The organism is Paenibacillus sp. FSL L8-0436 (assembly GCF_038593025.1).
GTDB lineage: Bacteria > Bacillota > Bacilli > Paenibacillales > Paenibacillaceae > Paenibacillus_AQ.
The window spans coordinates 2813414-2830372 of sequence record NZ_CP151955.1 but is presented as its reverse complement, the minus strand read 5'-3'; the positions used below and the strand labels follow the sequence as shown (position 1 = coordinate 2830372).

The 16959-nt window shown below is 51.2% G+C and carries 12 protein-coding genes and 1 pseudogene; 6 read left to right on the top strand and 7 right to left on the bottom strand.

Translation table 11 applies throughout. The features are described 5' to 3' along the window. Positions 1 to 20: 20 nt before the first annotated feature. On the bottom strand, positions 21 to 2393 hold the full coding sequence (locus NSS79_RS12820) for a PEP/pyruvate-binding domain-containing protein (protein WP_342439636.1): 2373 nt from the start codon (positions 2391 to 2393) through the stop codon (positions 21 to 23). Positions 2394 to 3021: 628 nt separating this feature from the next. On the opposite strand from NSS79_RS12820, the gene NSS79_RS12815 reads away from it, so the two are divergent. Further along, a complete protein-coding gene (locus NSS79_RS12815; RefSeq protein WP_342439635.1) occupies positions 3022 to 3516 on the top strand; it encodes a MarR family transcriptional regulator in 495 nt (164 codons plus the stop codon). Between the two features lie 193 nt (positions 3517 to 3709). Here NSS79_RS12815 and NSS79_RS12810 read toward each other — a convergent pair whose 3' ends face one another. Beyond that, positions 3710 to 4918 (bottom strand): mannitol-1-phosphate 5-dehydrogenase, encoded by a 1209-nt coding sequence (locus NSS79_RS12810; protein WP_342439634.1) that lies wholly within the window; start codon positions 4916 to 4918, stop codon positions 3710 to 3712. Positions 4919 to 5005: 87 nt separating this feature from the next. After that, positions 5006 to 5686: an HAD-IA family hydrolase gene (locus NSS79_RS12805; protein ID WP_342439633.1), complete on the bottom strand. Its 681-nt coding sequence runs from the start codon at positions 5684 to 5686 to the stop codon at positions 5006 to 5008. A gap of 54 nt (positions 5687 to 5740) precedes the next feature. Here NSS79_RS12805 and NSS79_RS12800 point away from each other — a divergent pair. Next, positions 5741 to 6160 (top strand): annotated as a pseudogene (locus NSS79_RS12800) (KamA family radical SAM protein); the annotation flags it as partial. Positions 6161 to 6214: 54 nt separating this feature from the next. Here the strand turns inward: NSS79_RS12800 and NSS79_RS12795 are convergent. Beyond that, a complete protein-coding gene (locus NSS79_RS12795; protein ID WP_342439632.1) occupies positions 6215 to 7288 on the bottom strand; it encodes a helix-turn-helix transcriptional regulator in 1074 nt (357 codons plus the stop codon). 129 nt (positions 7289 to 7417) lie between these two features. On the opposite strand from NSS79_RS12795, the gene NSS79_RS12790 reads away from it, so the two are divergent. Together NSS79_RS12790 and NSS79_RS12785 are read left to right on the top strand one after the other, a co-directional pair. Then, positions 7418 to 8149 (top strand): methyltransferase, encoded by a 732-nt coding sequence (locus NSS79_RS12790; RefSeq protein WP_342439631.1) that lies wholly within the window; start codon positions 7418 to 7420, stop codon positions 8147 to 8149. Continuing rightward, positions 8146 to 9267: a saccharopine dehydrogenase NADP-binding domain-containing protein gene (locus NSS79_RS12785; protein ID WP_342439630.1), complete on the top strand. Its 1122-nt coding sequence runs from the start codon at positions 8146 to 8148 to the stop codon at positions 9265 to 9267. The genes NSS79_RS12790 and NSS79_RS12785 overlap by 4 nt, the downstream gene beginning before the upstream one ends. A gap of 14 nt (positions 9268 to 9281) precedes the next feature. Here NSS79_RS12785 and NSS79_RS12780 read toward each other — a convergent pair whose 3' ends face one another. Together NSS79_RS12780 and NSS79_RS12775 are read right to left on the bottom strand one after the other, a co-directional pair. Beyond that, positions 9282 to 10316 (bottom strand): HAMP domain-containing sensor histidine kinase, encoded by a 1035-nt coding sequence (locus NSS79_RS12780; RefSeq protein ID WP_342439629.1) that lies wholly within the window; start codon positions 10314 to 10316, stop codon positions 9282 to 9284. After that, positions 10313 to 10987: a response regulator transcription factor gene (locus NSS79_RS12775; RefSeq protein WP_342439628.1), complete on the bottom strand. Its 675-nt coding sequence runs from the start codon at positions 10985 to 10987 to the stop codon at positions 10313 to 10315. The genes NSS79_RS12780 and NSS79_RS12775 overlap by 4 nt, the downstream gene beginning before the upstream one ends. A gap of 365 nt (positions 10988 to 11352) precedes the next feature. On the opposite strand from NSS79_RS12775, the gene NSS79_RS12770 reads away from it, so the two are divergent. Next, positions 11353 to 13713 (top strand): ABC transporter ATP-binding protein/permease, encoded by a 2361-nt coding sequence (locus NSS79_RS12770; protein ID WP_340899051.1) that lies wholly within the window; start codon positions 11353 to 11355, stop codon positions 13711 to 13713. Between the two features lie 145 nt (positions 13714 to 13858). Beyond that, positions 13859 to 14263 carry a hypothetical protein gene (locus NSS79_RS12765; protein WP_342439627.1) on the top strand — a complete coding sequence of 135 codons (405 nt, stop codon included), beginning with the start codon at positions 13859 to 13861 and terminating at the stop codon, positions 14261 to 14263. A gap of 96 nt (positions 14264 to 14359) precedes the next feature. Here NSS79_RS12765 and NSS79_RS12760 read toward each other — a convergent pair whose 3' ends face one another. After that, positions 14360 to 16741, bottom strand: coding sequence for a transglutaminase-like domain-containing protein (locus NSS79_RS12760; RefSeq protein ID WP_342439626.1), 2382 nt, complete (start codon positions 16739 to 16741; stop codon positions 14360 to 14362). Between the last annotated feature and the right edge of the window lie 218 nt (positions 16742 to 16959).

Sequence of the window (16959 nt, the reverse complement as noted above, 5' to 3'; positions counted from 1 at the left end):
GCTTCCCTTATTTCCGTACGTCAGTTCACAATAAGTTCTACTACTCCCTGTCCCCCGTCCACAATAACACGGTCGCCGGTCTTCAGCCTTGCTGTCGCGCTGCCGCAGCCAACAACAGCAGGGATACCCAATTCTCTGGCTACGATAGCCGCGTGCGACAACGGCGCACCGATATCGGTTATAATGGCCGCAGCTCTCGGAAACAGCGTCGTCCAGCCCACATTGATCGTTGAAGCGACCAGAATTTCACCGGCTTGAAACTGCTCTCCCTCTTCCGGTTTGGACAGTACACGCACCCGCCCTTCAATCCTTCCAGCGGCTCCGGCAGACCCCTTCAGCCTTTCGGCATGAGGGTGTTCAGATAAGGGGAACGGTTGGGAAGCATCGTAGTAATCCAGCCGCCGATGCGGGTCCTTCGCCCACTTGAACGGTTCGAAACGTCCCCGCAGCATCGAGGGCAGCGGCGGCAATGACTGATACCTTGCATACGTTTGCTTACGCGCAGAGAAATATTGTACAGCAGCCAGATTGCCTGTGGCAAGCCAATCCATAACCTCATCCAGATAAAGAAAAAAGACATCCTCTCCAATTCCAGCAAGCTCACCCGCTTTAAGCGCAAATGCGCGGTTCACCCGCATCGTTCGGGTCCATTCGGAACGGACGGCTTCCCGCAGGCGCGGGCCCTCCGAGGCTTCCTCTATCCGCCGGCCAATCCGCTTAGCCTTTGCCGGATACTGCCGTTCGAACGCCTTCAAGGCTTCTCCGCTCCGGACCCGCTGTCTCTGCAGGATGTCCTCCACATCCATAGGGGCCTTGCGGAACTCAGCGATCTGCTTGTCCAGCCACGTGTCATCTTCTCCCGGGTCAGGATACGATAATTCCATTTCATTCGGTCCCCGGTGGCCATACTTCATAAGGTATTCCTTCCTGCTCATTTCTCCCTTTATTACTCTGGATATTCCGATCAGCGGTCCCAGGCTTTCCAGCTGGGCGGCTTCTCCGGCGTTGGACAGCAGCATATTGGCCTTTTCTTCTCCGACTGCCTCGCGGAGCTGCTTATGCAGCTTCTCAAACTTCTGCATATGGGCAGAGGGCGCTTCCAGCGCCGACCACAGCGCCGTGACATTCTGCGGCCACAGCTCCTGCCTCCAGAGCGACAGCAGTTCCTTGCGGGTTGTTGCGGCTTGGAGTCTGGTTGTCAGCCGTCTGCACCACTCCGGTGAATCTTCCAGGAACTGCGGAAGGGTTCTAACGGTCTTGCGAGTTTGTTTCATACTGTGCGTCATCTTGGGAAGCACTGTCTTGAGGAGCTCCCGTTTGGTAAATGGATATACCGGCAGTACCATGCCTTCAGGAAGCTCTCCAAACACCCGGCTCATTTTCTTCCATATCGACTTGGTGTTCAGTCCAAATCCCGAGAACATTGATAAGGAAAGACTAACATTAGTGTACACCCTTCCGCAAATATTGCCGGACATCACATAATGTCCCGGAATAATATTGTACTCTTCATCCAAGGAGCGCAGGATAGACCAGGTCAGAGGTGTTAAGACACCGGAGATGGATTCGCCCACATTGGTATTGGTCCAGAGAAAATCACCGGCGAGCGAGTCGTTGATCTCGAAGGTATTGCGGTTTCCCGGGTTCAAGGTCGTAACCGGTCTCGTCTGCAGGAGGTAGACCCGCCCCTTTGCAACCGCCCACTCGATATCTTGGGGAGCTCCCAGCTCCTTCTCCAGCCGGCATGCGTACCGGTATAACTTGGCTGCATACCGCTTGAAATCACCCGGGCCTTCATATCTGCCCCGGTTCCTTGCCAGCGTGAAGGAATATGCATCGCTCTCGCCTGAAACTAACTGCTCTCCCAGCCCATAGACATAATTCCCCGGAAGAACCGTGCGGCTGCCTGTAATGGGGTCGGCGGTGAACAGGACTCCGGAGATTTCCGAGTGAATCATCAGCTGCACGACAATGGCAACCTTATGGGAGGAGTCCATGTCCTGCATGGAGCTGTAGACTTGAACCCGTTCGCTATCCTTTGATTGATAGACCGTGTACATCGCTTCACGAATCTGTTCGTCTGTCTCCATGTTCAGCACCGTTTCGAACTCCCCGGCAAATGATGCCTCAGCCGAATCTTCACTTAAGGCCGAAGATCTGACTGCAAATCGTGGATTCTTATGTGACATGCGGATTTTCCGCAACCTGGCTGCACTTTCAGTCCAAGCCTCTTCCTTTAATTTATCGCCTTCAAAGGCCGAAGGAAAGACAACAAATCCCTCCGGCACAGGATAGCCCGCCTGAAGCATTCTGGAGAGCATCGCTCCCTTACCTCCTGCTTCGACATATTGCTCCGGGCTTAGCTCGGCAAATCCTCGGATCATCTGTCCCATATTCAATTGCTCCTTTTGATATATTTGAAACTTTATTTAAACTGATATTTAGTTTCTTTTAATACTTTATTTCACTATTGTGTTAAACGTCAAGCTTTAATCTATCAATATATGTTGAACTTATAATTCTTCTATTTTGGGATTGGCTGTGACTACAGAGAATGTTTGGACTTCCGGCCGCTGCCCTTCTCCCGATTTCTTGATTTATACCGCTACTTGCAGTTGAAATCCGGAGACAAAGGCGGTCGCTATCGCTCCTACAGTTCCAACCCCCCCTCCGCCACTTATTCCTAAATGTAATTCTCAAGTTCAATCTATTTAGGTAGTTCTTCAGTTCATGATATAGTTGATTAATTTCACCAAACAAAAAGAGACATCCCATTAGCCATGAAATGGCAGCTTGGGACACCCCTCGTTTGGTGAACAGGATAGACATATGCACTTGGTGCGAATGCTCCGCGACCGGACCGTTGTTCCAATCACTTTGGTCCACACTATTTTGAACTTGTTTTGCAAAATATCAATGGTTTCGATAGAATAAAATTAATTTATTACATGCCATCAAATATTTTAAGATTGTAATATCTGGCCCATCGAGATATTAACATTCCAGAAGGAGGGTTGTTTTATGTCAAGTCATGAACAAGATCAACCTACGGAGCTGCAGGAACAACTCACCCTACTCATGCGTGGCCTGGGAACCCGAACGGTAATCTATCAGCAGAACGTGGCTGCTTCCCTCGGGTTATACAATAATGATTTTTTATCCGTAGATATCCTGCGTGAGAAAGGTCCCATTACGGCCGGGGAACTATCCAAACTGACCGGGCTGACTACCGGCAGTGTTACTGCATTAATTGACCGGCTTGAAAAAAGCGGGTATGTCCGCAGGCAAAATGATCCCAATGACCGCCGCAAAGTGATTATTGTCCCGTTGTATGAGAATAAGCAAGAGGTAAGCAGCACCTACCTCAAGCTTCACTCGGAAATGCTGAACCTTGCTTCCTCGTATACGGCAGAAGAGCTTGAACTCATCACACAATTTTTGGGCAAGGCAAGTACGGTTCTGGAAGACCAGATTTATCAGCTAAGCTCTGCTACACTCAGCAAGCCCTCTTCCTGAATCCTCTGCTGCCATAAGCGGAAACGGCTTCGCCGTACTCAAAGGGACGATATCCAGCGGTCGAATGGCCCCGGGATATCGTCCTTTTTTCACATGCGGGATTGCTGCAAAAGCCATTTTCGCTTATTAAAACGGCAGGCCGGCATAAGCATTATGACTCGGACTGCCGTTGATATGCGAATTTCTGGACAGCTTAGCCGCGAAGAATTTGAACCATGGATTCAAAACCGCTGCTGGCCATATGAGGATGTCTCAAGCAGGCTCTCCGGTATGCCTTGAGGATTTCGCCGTGAAGCGGATGTTCGGCTGGAACCCCTAACCGGGCGGCAAGCACTGCGCTTAAACCGGCAGTCCGAATTTCTTCCTGTAGAAGCACGGCTTCCCGATCATTAGGGTCGCCATAGAGAAGTGCGGAAGTTATGGCCGACACCAGATACGAGGTCTCTAGACCAAGCTCATAGGCAAGCATAGCTGGCCGGAGCAACCGGTCATTTGGTGAAAGCTTGCGAAGCGGGGAACGGGCTACGCGCGATATTTTATCGTTGAAGTTCGGGTTGATGAACCGGTTCATGATCTTATGGATATATCTGTCATGCGCCGCAGGATCAAAACCGTATAAATGGACCAGCAACGCGCCGGTCTCCTGCAGCACTCCGCGGACACGGTCCTTAATTCCGGGGTCGGACATCGCCTCCTGAATGCTGGAGCAGCCCTCCAGGTAACCGAAATACGCTGCGCTGCAATGCCCGGTATTCACTGTAAACAGCTTCCTTTCAAGATAGGAATCGAGGGAGTCTACATAATGGACGCCTTTGATTTCCGTATAATCAGCGATTAATTCGCTGCGGGGAATGACCCATTCACTGAACGGCTCCACAACGATTTCCAGCGGATCTTTATGCGTCTGTACAGGAACGATGCGATCCACCATAACATCGGGGAAGGCGACACAGCGGTCTGCACGTCCCTTTAAAGGCTGCTTTAAATGGCGGTAGACCAGATTTTTAAGCTTTTGACTGCTTCCCACGCCATTCTCGCAGGCAATAATATGAAGCGGCTTCGGATAGGGGTTGCTGTTTAGCCTGTTCTCGATACCCTGCGCGATGGCTCCGGCAATGTCTTTCAGCGCTGTTAGTCCGACCGCTGTCGTCACAATCTCAGCCTCTGCTACAGCTTGAGCTACCTGTTTCTGATCATTCAGATGAAGGGCGGTTACATTCTCCACAATAAAGCGGTCCCGCTCATCATTGGCAAGGGTAACGGGATAGCGCCCCCGTTCCTGCAGCTGAGCGATTTTTAGCTTATTTCTTCCGACAAAACAAACCTCATAACCGGAGTCTGACAGCACTGGACCGATAAATCCCCGGCCAATATTGCCCGCTCCAAAATGTACGGCTCTCAAATCGGTGTCCCCCTTAAGTAAATTCAACTCTATTAAATTTCACGAATTATAGTTGTTATACGCAGAAAATCAGTACATCGTAATGATTTATACCTGCACATCAGAGATTTCGAAGCAGCTCCGGGAAATCACGTGATCGAAGTCAAGAAGACTTAGGCTTTCGGTCTGGTGATGCGGCATATCAAATTCAAGAAAGCGGGTAATGGCATTCGGGATCACCACACACAACATTCCGGCCGCAGCTGCAGCTCTTGCGCCGTTTGGCGAATCCTCGATAGCGACTGTCTCATGTGGTTTAATGTCAAGAGAGGACATGACCTGGTTATACAACTCCGGATCAGGCTTCACCTTCTCTACATGATCGGAGGTGCGGATGCTCTCGAAATAATCGCGTATGCCCAGCAGCTCCAAATGCCGTTCCACCCAGTCCATAGAGGAGCTGGAAGCAAGGCCAATCCGCAGTCCGGCGTCCTTGGCAGCATCCAAATATTGCTGAATTCCCGGCCGCATCTGTTCCAGCTCCATCAGCTTGCTATGCCTCTGCTGGACCGCTGTTCTGAATGTCATCCGGTCGATAGGCAGCTTAAGGTCAGTCATCAAATATTCGTAGGGATTAAAACTGTTAAGACTGGTGCCTATGCAAGTAGAATACTGTTCCAGCGACAGGTCTACCCCATGCTCTCCATAGGCTTCGCTAAAAGCGGTGTACCAAGCTGTTTCCGTGTCGATAATCGTTCCGTCAAAATCAAAGATAATCCCTTTGATCAAATCAACCATCTCCCTCGCAGTAGTCCGGTAAGCTAAGCTCACACAAAAGCGTGCTCACCGGTGCTGAAAGGCATCAACGATGATCCGGCGGTACTCGGAGAACTGCTCGACCGGCTATCCTGGGCCGGAGTCACTCCCTATTATTTCTTCGTGAACCGGCCCATTGCCGGCAACCGCGAGTTCGTTCTGCCGCTGGAGCGTGTCTACAACATTGTTGAGGAAGCCAAGGCCAGAACCTCAGGTCTGGGTAAAAGAGTCCGTCTATCCATGAGCCACTCCTCCGGCAAAATCGAGATACTGGCGATTGAAGACGGCAAGGCCTATCTGAAATATCATCAGTCCAGAGCGCAGGAGTACGGCAAATTAATGATCCTGGAATGTCCACCGGATGCAGAATGGTTCGATGATCTTCCCGGCAGCGAGAAGCACTGGCCCCCTCCTGCTTCCACTTCCCAGATCCCGCAGCTCCTATAAAAGCCAACACAGTCCCCTTGTATCAGCATCGGGACTGTTTAGCGTGCTTACCGGCTATTCCATCCCCTGTGAGAACAGCTTGCTGATGAGCGCTCTCCGGCTGGATACACCGGTCTTGGAGAAGATCGATTTCAGGTGATCCTGTACGGTGTACGCAGAAATATGCAGCGACTCTGCCAGCTCCTTCGTGGATAATCCCCGGGACAGCATCTCGGCCAGCTGCTTCTCCCTGGCGGTCAGCTGGCAGGCATCGGCCAGCAGCCGGAAGATCTCCGAGGACTTGGCATAGACAAAAGCAACGGCCAGCTCCGTCTTCCCGCCGCTTCCTTCAAGCCTGCTGGCCGTAACTGTCAAGTATGCCCCATCCTCGACACGCAGGCATAATTTCGCCTTCGAAGGCAACCCTCCTGGTTCCGTATTCTCGCCAAGTGCCCGCAGGCATACGGCGTTGACCGGCCGGGGAAGAACTCCGTGATCCAACCGTTCCAGCTGCTGCAGACGGTTCATCCAATATTGGGCCGCACTATTTGCGCTGACCGGAAGCAGCTGGTCCGTCAGAATCATGATTCCACTGTCCTCCGGTGCGGTATCCATCCGTCCCAGAGGGGGCTCGGAGGCATAGCTGCGGAGTGCGCCGGCAATCAGCGGAACAGCAGATGATATCACCGCACACTCCCGCTCCTGAAAAGGGGGTTCGTGCTGTGACCGGAACAAGGTTAAGAATCCCCAGCAGCCACCGCCTTCAACCAGCGCAGCCCGGAGCTCGTCTCCCAGGCCCGCAGGCTGGAGTACGTTGCGGTAACGTTCACTCCGCCCGGGCTGCCCTTCCGTTACACCACTTAAACAGGCGACCGGCACTGCCGCAGCGGCCAACTGCTCATATTTCATATAATCCTCATGCAGATATTCATATTCAAACAGCTGCGGGTGCAGATCCTCAAGACCCTGCTCTGTGATCGCCCCGGTGGACAGCAGCGTATGCGGGTCCACGGTAGTGCAGCAGGCAGCGGTAAACGGAATGTACTGCCGCAGCTTGGAGATTACCGCCTCCCTGTATTGCGGAGATGTCATCCTCATCTCCTGCCGGTTGATTTCCAGCATCCTCAAGCCTTTTAGAACCTCGCTCATCCTGATGTCCTTTCCAAATCCCACATATGTGGGATAGCCTATTCCGTGTTTAATCCTGATAATTAGTAATAATTCTTATTATATATCAGGAGAACTCACATTCAAGCTATAGAGACAGGAGCAGATATCATGCAAGAGAAACAATTACATCATGCCAGAGACTGGGAGCATCCCGATGTTCAGCATTACGAGACAACAATCGCTGCAAAAATACCGGGGTATCCTCTACTCTATGACATCATGGAGCAATTGCTGAGTGCACACCTCAGCGGTAAAACTCCGGCAGACCTGCTGATTGTCGGGGCCGGAGGCGGACAAGAATTGATAACCCTCGGCGCACAGCATGTGCACTGGCGGCTCACAGGCATTGATCTGTCAACGGCGATGCTTGAGCTTGCCCGGCAGCGGATGCAGCGCACGGAGCTGGCCGCTGAAATCACTTTCCAGCAAAGCACGGTTGATGAACTGGACAAGAACAAGCTGTTTGACGCCGCCACATGCATGCTGGTGCTTCACTTTGTCAAGGAAACCGGACAGAAGCAGCGGATGCTGGAAGAAATCCATAGCCGGCTTCAGGAGGGGGCGATACTGGTTGTGGCAACCTTAAGCGGGGACGTCCGTTCTATCCCCGGGTCCTTGCCGCTAAAGGCATGGAAAAACCACATGCTGGCAGGCGGGATTTCCGGGCAGGAATGCGAATGGTTCGAGCATTCCATCGGTGAAACCTCCTTCCCCATTCCGGAACATGAACTTCTAGCGTTGCTCGCAAGCAGCGGGTTCTCCGGTGTCACCCGCTTTTTCAGCTCCTATCTGATTGATGGCTGGTTCGCTGTGAAGCACGGAAAAGAGGTTGCGAAATGAAAACAGATATAGTGGTTGTCGGCGGGTATGGCCATGTCGGCGCAGAAATTTGCCGGCTTCTGGGAGAACAGCATCCTGGAGTGGTATATGCGGCGGGACGAAGCCTGGAACGTGCGGAACAATTCTGCAGGACGACAGACGGCAAAGTGAAGCCGCTGCGGCTTAGTGTGGGAGAAGCGATAGATGGAGAACTGCTGAAGCGGACCAAGCTGGTGGTCATGTGCCTGGATCAGCAGGATACCTCGTTTGCGGAGGCTTGTCTGCGCAGCGGAACCCATTATGTCGATGTGTCGGCAAATGGGGAATACTTCCGGCTGCTTCAGAGCCTGGGGGACACAGCAGCCGGGCTCAAGGGCACGGCTGTTCTAAGCGTGGGGCTTGCTCCCGGCTTAACCAATCTGCTATCCCTCAAAGCGGTGAATGAACTGGATACACGTGAGCGCGTCGATATCTCCATCATGCTGGGTCTAGGCGACAGTCACGGCCAAGCTGCCCTGGAATGGACGGTTGATAGTCTCGGCTCTGCCTTTGAGCGTGTGGAGCAAGGACGCAAGGTTGCCGCAAGAAGCTTCACGGAACGCAAGCAGGTGAATTTCGGAGGTACGCCGGGAACGCGCAAGACTTACCTTTTCCCTTTTTCCGATCAGCAGATCCTGCCCTGTACCTTAAAAGTCCCTTCTGTCGCTACACGTTTATGTTTTGATTCCCGGGCTGCCACCTCCGGCATCGCTCTTATGCGAAAAATCGGCTTAACCGCCCTCTTCCGCAACAAAGTCATCCGCAAGCTCACGGTCCAGGCTTTCGGCAAACTTCGGCTGGGTTCAGAACAATATGCCGTCAAAGTCGATGCTTATGGTGTTCGGGGCGGTAAAGCTGTAGTCATGGAAGCCGGTATCGAAGGAATGCGGGAATCCGCAATCACTGCCAGAGTGGCCGCCGGGGTTGCCCTGAGCGTATATGAGGAAACCCATCCGGCGGGAATACATCATATTGAGCAGCTGTTCAAGCTTCAGGCAAACGGTACGCAGCTCTCCTTGAGTTCAGCAGCCGGGGCCTCCGGCAGAGCCGATTATCCCCTTGACGGGCTTACGTTCTGGTCCGGTGTCCGCTCGCAGTAAGAGGTTCCCGATCTTTATCCTCTTGGCAATTCAATGAGGAATGTCGAGCCTTGGCCGGGCCTACTGCTCACAACAATCCGTCCCCCGCACAGGTCGACAATCCGTTTGGCCAAAGGCAGTCCGAGCCCGTTCCCGTAAGAAGCCCGTGCTTTATCGCCCTGGTAGAACTTTTCAAAGATATGCCGCTGCACCTCCGGGGTCATGCCGATTCCGGTATCGGTAATTTCAACACTCACGTTCTGGGGGGATTCGGTCAAGGTGACGGACAGGTTCCCGTATTCTCTTGAGAACTTTACCGCATTCCCCAGAATGTTAATCCATACCTGCATCAGCAGCTCTTCGCTGCCGTAGAAGCCAGTCTCCGCCAACTGAATCTCCAGATCCAGCTGTTTGCCGCTCCACTGCGGCTCCAGGAGAAGAAGCGCCTGGCGGATCTGCTCATCCAGACTGAACTCTGTTTTTTCAATGATGATTTCCTGGTTCTCCAGCTTCGACAGCTTCAGAATATTATTGGTCAGCATGGATAATTGCTTGGTGCTGCTAATGATCTTGCCCGCGTATTCCTCTCTTTCCTCCGCCGGAAGATCCAAATTCTGCAACAGGGCAGCATAACCCTCAATGGCTGTGATAGGCGTCTTGAACTCATGGGATACATTCGTGACAAAATCGGTCCTTAGTGTTTCAATCCCTTGGAGCTCTTGAACCATCTTATTGAAATCCTTGGCCATCTCCCGGAATTCTTCAATCTTAATATTCTCATACAACTGAACATTAAAGTTGCCTTTGGCGACTTCCTTAGTTGCTTCTCTCAGTCTGCTGATGGGAAGCAATATTTTTTGCCCGATGACGGCAGTGATAAGCGTTCCAGTAAGGATCCCCGTAAGCAGTACCGCTGCCAGAAATCCGAAGGCGTGGAATTGGCCCGGCTCGATGATTGTGAACCTCTTTATAATGAATATAATAGTCATCATAAAGACCGCAGAAGACAGCATGATCATAAATACCAGCATCACAAAGGCAAACCATAAATTGCTGAACCTCTTTTTCATATATGCTTCACCGCCTTATACCCGAGTCCCCGGACCGTTACAATCTCAAACTCCGTATATTCCCTGAAACGTTCCCGCAGCCGGTTGATATGCACATCCACTGTCCGGGCATCTGTCTCTGTGTCCATCCCCCAGATTTCATCCATCAGCTGCTGCCTGGTAAATATTTTGTTTGGATAAGCAATCAGCTTATATAGCAGGAAAAATTCTTTCTGCGGGAGAACCGTACTCTCCCCATCCCTGTAGACCGTTACAGAATCATAATCAAGGGTCACCTCGCCCACAGTCAGCTTGCGTTCATTAACAATCTGCGCCCGGCGCAGCAAAGCCCCCACCCGCAGGACCATCTCATTAATATCAATCGGCTTCACCATATAATCGTCCGTGCCGACAAGGAACCCTTTTTGCTTGTCCTGAAAGCTGTCTTTGGCAGTAATGATCAGCACAGGCAGATTGTTATTGGATTGCCTCAAATGCTCAATCAGCTCGTAACCGTCCACTTGAGGCATCATAATATCAGAAATAATCAAATCAATATATTCCGCTTCCAAAATATCCAGCGCACTCTGGCCATCCTCTGCTGCAAGCACCCTGTAGCCATGTTTCCCAAGCACCGTACAGATCAGCTGGCGCAACGTCTCATTATCTTCCACAACAAGTATAGTAATCATGAAATCACCTGCATTCTTTAGCCTTTGAATAAATTATAGTCTTTCCCTGTAGCCGGAAGCCAGTTGATGTTCAGTTGATGTTCAGTTCATATTCGTATGATATGCTGTCAGCAATCATCAAGCTATACATGTCGAACTTTAGATTTACCAAGCTGGCATAGAACGCAACTGCGGTGAATGTTTGGACTTCCGGCCGCTGTTGTCTTCAGATTTCTTGATTTTAACCGCTATTGGCGGTAGAAATCCGAAGACAAAGGCGGACACTACCGTTCCTACAGTTCCAAACTTCCCCTCCGCTGCTTTTGCCTCTAGGTAGTTCTATTGTTCAACTTTTATTGCTTTATTTGAAAGGAAGGTTTACAGATATGCTGCAGCTAAAAAACATCAGCAAGAGCTACACGACAGGAGATTTCACACAGGTAGCGCTCGATAAGGTCAGCCTCAATTTACGGGAAAATGAATTTGTCGCCATCCTGGGTCCCAGCGGCTCGGGTAAAACCACCTGCCTGAACATCATCGGCGGGCTGGATCAATATGACAGCGGAGACTTGATCATTAACGGTAAATCCACACAGAACTTTCAGGACAGCGATTGGGATGCTTACCGTAATAATAGCGTCGGCTTCATCTTTCAAAGCTATAATCTGATTGCGCATCTGAGTATTATGGACAATGTCGAGCTGGGCATGACCCTCAGCGGTGTCCCCGCAGCCGAGAAACGGCACAAGGCAAAAGAGGTGCTGGAGAAGGTTGGCCTTAAGGATCATCTGCACAAGAAGCCGAACCAGCTGTCCGGCGGTCAAATGCAGCGTGTAGCCATCGCCCGGGCGCTCGCCAATGACCCCGACATTATTCTTGCCGACGAACCTACAGGAGCGTTGGATACCCAGACAAGTGAACAGATTATGGAGCTGATCAAGGAAATCGCCAAGGATAAGCTGGTCGTTATGGTTACGCATAACCCGGAACTGGCCCGGAAGTACACAGACCGGACTGTGGAATTCAGAGACGGTAAAATCATTTCTGACACCGATCCGCTTCCCGACCAGAAAGTAAGCTCTGACTACAAGCTGAAAAAGACAGCAATGGGTTTCTCCACAGCGCTCAAATTGTCCTTTAAAAACATCATGACCAAAAAATGGAGAACGACCTTAACCGCTTTCGCCTCCAGTATCGGTATCATCGGGATTGCCTTAATCCTGGCGCTCTCCAACGGCTTCAATAAACAAATCAACAACTATGAGGCGGGTGCGCTCTCTAATTTCCCGGTGTCGATCAGCCAGTCTGCGATGAGCTTTGACCGCTCGGAAACTGCGGCAGATGATGCAGCAACCAGCAAGGAGGAGTACAGCGACTCGCAGGAAATCTATCCATACGATCCAAGTGCCAATACCATTATGCACACCAATGTTCTGACCGGAAAATATCTGGACTTTGTGAAGCAGATTGATCCGTCCCTGATCGACGGCATCTCTTATGCCCGTAAAGTGAATATGAACATTCTAAAGTCTGATGGTAAAACGGCAACTGCCATCAATACAAGCTACTTCTCCTCATTCCCAAGCAAGGCCGGCGGTGCTCCCGGAAGTTATCTGGAGAACTATTATGATCTGCTCGCCGGTTCGTTTCCGTCCAAGGATACCGACCTTGTGCTGATCGTGGATGAATACAACCAGCTGAATGTTGCTTCGGTGGAAGCACTCGGCCTGGATTATACTGCGGACAGCATCAAATTTGACGATATTGTCGGCCAAGAGTTTAAGCTGATCCCGAACGATCTGTACTATGTAAAATCCGGTGACCATTTCGTGGTTAATGGAACGGCTGCCAACTTAAGCGATATGTATAACAGCACGGATGCCATTCCACTTCGTATTGCAGGAATTATCCGGGCGCAGAAGGATTCTCCGATGTCCACTATGGCTGCCGGTATCGCCTATTCCGACGACCTGGCGCTCCGCTTCATTACCTCCGCACAGGCTTCCAAGGTGGTAAAGGCCCAGGAGCAGGAAGATACCGTTAACCTTCTGACCGGCGATGTGTTTCCGAAAACCTCTGCTCAGACAGACATGATGCCTGGTGCACCCATGATGCCAGGTGGCGCAGGCAGTAATACGGCTCCTGTGAAAGAAGATGTTCTGGCTGCTCTGGGTGCTACAAGCATCCCGGCTTCGATCTCCATCTATCCGAAGGATTTTGATTCCAAGGAAGCCATCGTGAAGTATCTGGACAAATGGAATGAAGACCTGCCTGAGAGTGATATGATCGTATACACGGACATGGCGGCCATCGTTACCGGCCTGACCGGCGGGATTATGAATGCCATAACGCTTGTGCTGATTGCCTTTGCTTCGATCTCGCTCGTCGTTTCCATGATTATGATCGCAATTATCACCTATATTTCTGTACTGGAGCGGACTAAGGAGATCGGGGTGCTACGCGCATTAGGCGCACGCAAAAAAGATATCACACGTGTCTTCAACGCAGAAACCTTTATCATCGGTGCCTTTTCCGGGGTTCTGGCGATAGGAATTACCTATCTGCTGACCATCCCGGCGAACATTATTATTAAGTCGCTCACGGATCTTTCCAATGTCGCCCAATTAAATCCGCTGCATGCCTTGCTGCTGATCCTCATTAACGTGGTGCTCACCATGCTCGGCGGATTCATTCCGGCCAAGCTTGCCGCCAAGAAGAATCCGGTAACGGCGCTGCGCAGCGAATAATCACAAACTACTAATTATCAGTAAGCCCTGGAAAAGAAGCCTCTTTTCGACATTCTAAAATTGCTTCGACTCTCTGCCTAAAACAGCCGTAGGGGGATTAAGCGGGGCGATAGATAAAGCGACAACCAAAGTAGAAGGCCCGTTTGTGGCGATCAATGAATGGACGGACAGTTCGGGGAATTTATCCGCTGGATACAAGCCGGAGGACGGCTTTCAAATAAGCGGTCAAACTGTAAAGCCCTTGTATAATATGTATGGCGCTGAAGGCGTAGATTCTAGAACGTTCACGTATACGTCTGAGGGGGAGACGATATTCTCGTCCTATAACGGAATTCCTGAACCAACCGATTATTCGGGAAGCATCCGTGTTACCCTCGATGGAAAAGAGATAATGACCGGCTCTGGAGAAGATCAGCGGAGTGATCCTGATCTATTCCCGTCGATATTCAAGATCCCTCTCGAGCCGGGGAACGAGCTGAAGATCACCATTGAGGGGAACCAAAAAGTATGGGATGCCGGGTATAAGCGGATGCAATATTTTTGGAGCTAAGTTCATAGCCCAGACTGCATTTTGTTTCTTCTGGAAAGTCAAAAGGTAAGCTCCGCTGCAGGAGCTTACCTTTTGGCATTTCTATAGGGGCCAGGCTTACAGCTGAACCGCCACGTAGCTTCCGAATTCAACCATACCCGCTTTGTCCAGCTTGGTTGCATCATATTGCTTGATGACCTCGGCGGTCTTCTGCATCAGCTCTGAACTGTCTGTATCGGCCAGAACGCGCAGGACCACCAGGGTCTCCCCATTCTTCAACTGTTCGGCCAATTTGGTCTTGTACGCTTCCAGGGAATCCACCTCAAGCCCTTGCGTCACATAATAATCATAGGCATTGCTGGTGGCCTGGAACAGGGACAGCTCATGGTCCAGCCAGTAAGCCTTGTCCATCACATACTCTACATCTGTGGCAGTGGCATCGCTGGAATTGTAGAGCAGATAGGGAAGTCCGCTATTGGTAGCATTATTGGTCGGATCGACATTGACCCATTCCGCGCCGATTTTCACTTTGTTCCAGGCGTGATTCACGCCGCTCATGGTTCCTGTGACCACCATCGAAGGGACCTGGGACAGGTCAGCGAGCAACTGGAAGGTGTGTGCATAGCTCATACATACGCCAACTTTTTTGACCAGAATGCCGTAGGTACTGAAGGAATCATTGAATTTGGCATCCACACTCTTGAACTGCTGCTCCTTGGCATTCTCCAGCGCGGCATCGTCATAGGCGGTATTGTCATTCAGATAATCGTAGAGCGCCATCTGCTTCTCATCGGCGCTCATACCGTCCTTGAGTGTGGCGGCGATCACTTTATCTGCCTCTGAGAGGATCTCACGCTGTTTGGACGCAATGACCTCGGCTGAATCATCGTACTCCACATGCAGCGTCAGGTTCTGATAATCGTAGCCGTAGCTGCGGAATCCAAGAATGAGCGGGTTCTGATAGACTACTTTTTCCACTACATCGACCAGGGTTCGTGCATTCTGCGCCTCCGGGAAGGCCAGAAGCGAAATTTCGGTCTTTCCGCTGATCAGTGACAAGGCAAGATACTCTTCCAGCGCAGAATCGGCATGAATCAGGTCCGCCCGGATCGTTGAGGCAGGCACGGCCTGCTTGTTCCCCTCATCTACCTTGCTGCGGGTATTTTCCTTCTGCCGGTCAATGGCATTATCGCCGGATTCGCCCGCATTGTCGTTGTCAATGATGGTCGGAACATCAGGGGCAGGCACATACTCCGTATTATTCTCCGGCTCCACATACCCTTGATTGGCCCCTTTGCTCCGGGCGGCTGCAAGACCTGCAATATCGGCATCCGTCAACTGCGTAACCTGTACGTACCCCTTGAGCGCTGTACCTTGAATGGAGTATGGCACATCGGTTGGACCGGACTGCTGAATCGTGATGGAATCCGTGTCATATATCACAGTCCCCGAGGCTTTGGAGCCGTCAATGAACTGGACAGGTACAGTCTTGGGCAGTTCGGCAGCGTTCTTGAACAATTTCAGGTTGATATTATCCTCGGAAGCTACGGTGCGCGGCAGCAGCCTGGACAGCGACACGGTATCCACCGAGCGGCTGAATCTGGACTCTTTGCCTCCCTGAACAGCGGTGACATAATATTCACCTTGCACATTGTTGTTCTGAAGGCTGGTGATGGTCTCATCCACAATGCCGAGTGCACCGCGCCCGTCCTTCATGAAGTCGTTATAAGAAGTGCCGGGCACCGTCGCAATCTTCAGCGGACGCTGATTCGCATATCCTTGCTCCGCCCCGTTCAGCGCCTCATTGGTATTCTCCATCGTGATATGCGAAGCGCTGTAAATATTGTAGCTCTCTGCGCCCGGCACCTCATTCCATACGAGAGTCAGTCTGCCGTCAGGGCTGATGTCGGCATCCAGAGTCGGTGTGGGCAGATCCGATTTCACCGTAAACGGAATGATAATCGGCTGCTTCAGCGGAGTAGGCGATTTGGCATCCAGGTCATAGTTGAGCCGGATGTAGTACACGGGGGCGTTCCCCCAGGAGCTGCCTCCGGCTTCGCGCAAGGAATCGGAAGGGAGTACGCCGAAGCCGAGCGGCTTGATGGAGTATACGCTTTTGCCACCTACAAGCTGTGAGTCTTCAAGGGTCCCTACCTTGCTCTCCGGCAGTGCCTTGATATCGGTATGTACGGACAGCGTCTTGCCAATTGCCTCTGAGCCAAGATCCGTATTGAATCTGAAGATAAATTCCATATCCTGCTCAACATTATACATAGGCATGATGCCCGGATTGTTGTCATTATCGTATTTCTGCTTCAGATTATACACCGTCTGCGAAGCGTCCGGCGGAGGGTTCCCTGAAGGTTTCTTCGTTTCTGCAGCCGGACTGGCCGTCGGTGCGGGTGAAGGCGCTGGACCGGCTTCCTTGCCGCCCCCCATGCAGCCTGTTAGAATCATACACATAATGAGCATAATCATTGCCAATTGTTTCACTTTCACTAACGTCCTCTCCTGTCTGGGTTGTCTTAATGAGGGTTATGGTGTGTAATCCAAAATTACCCATTACAAAGCACAGGAGATATATAACCCATTTGGGAACGATTAAAACAAATTTGGGATATTTTATATTTTAAGTTATATAAGCAGAGGGCTAACGAGGGGGCGCTGAGTATTCGCGGCAACGGTTAGAACTTTTATCGAATAGGCAGACAGAAGAA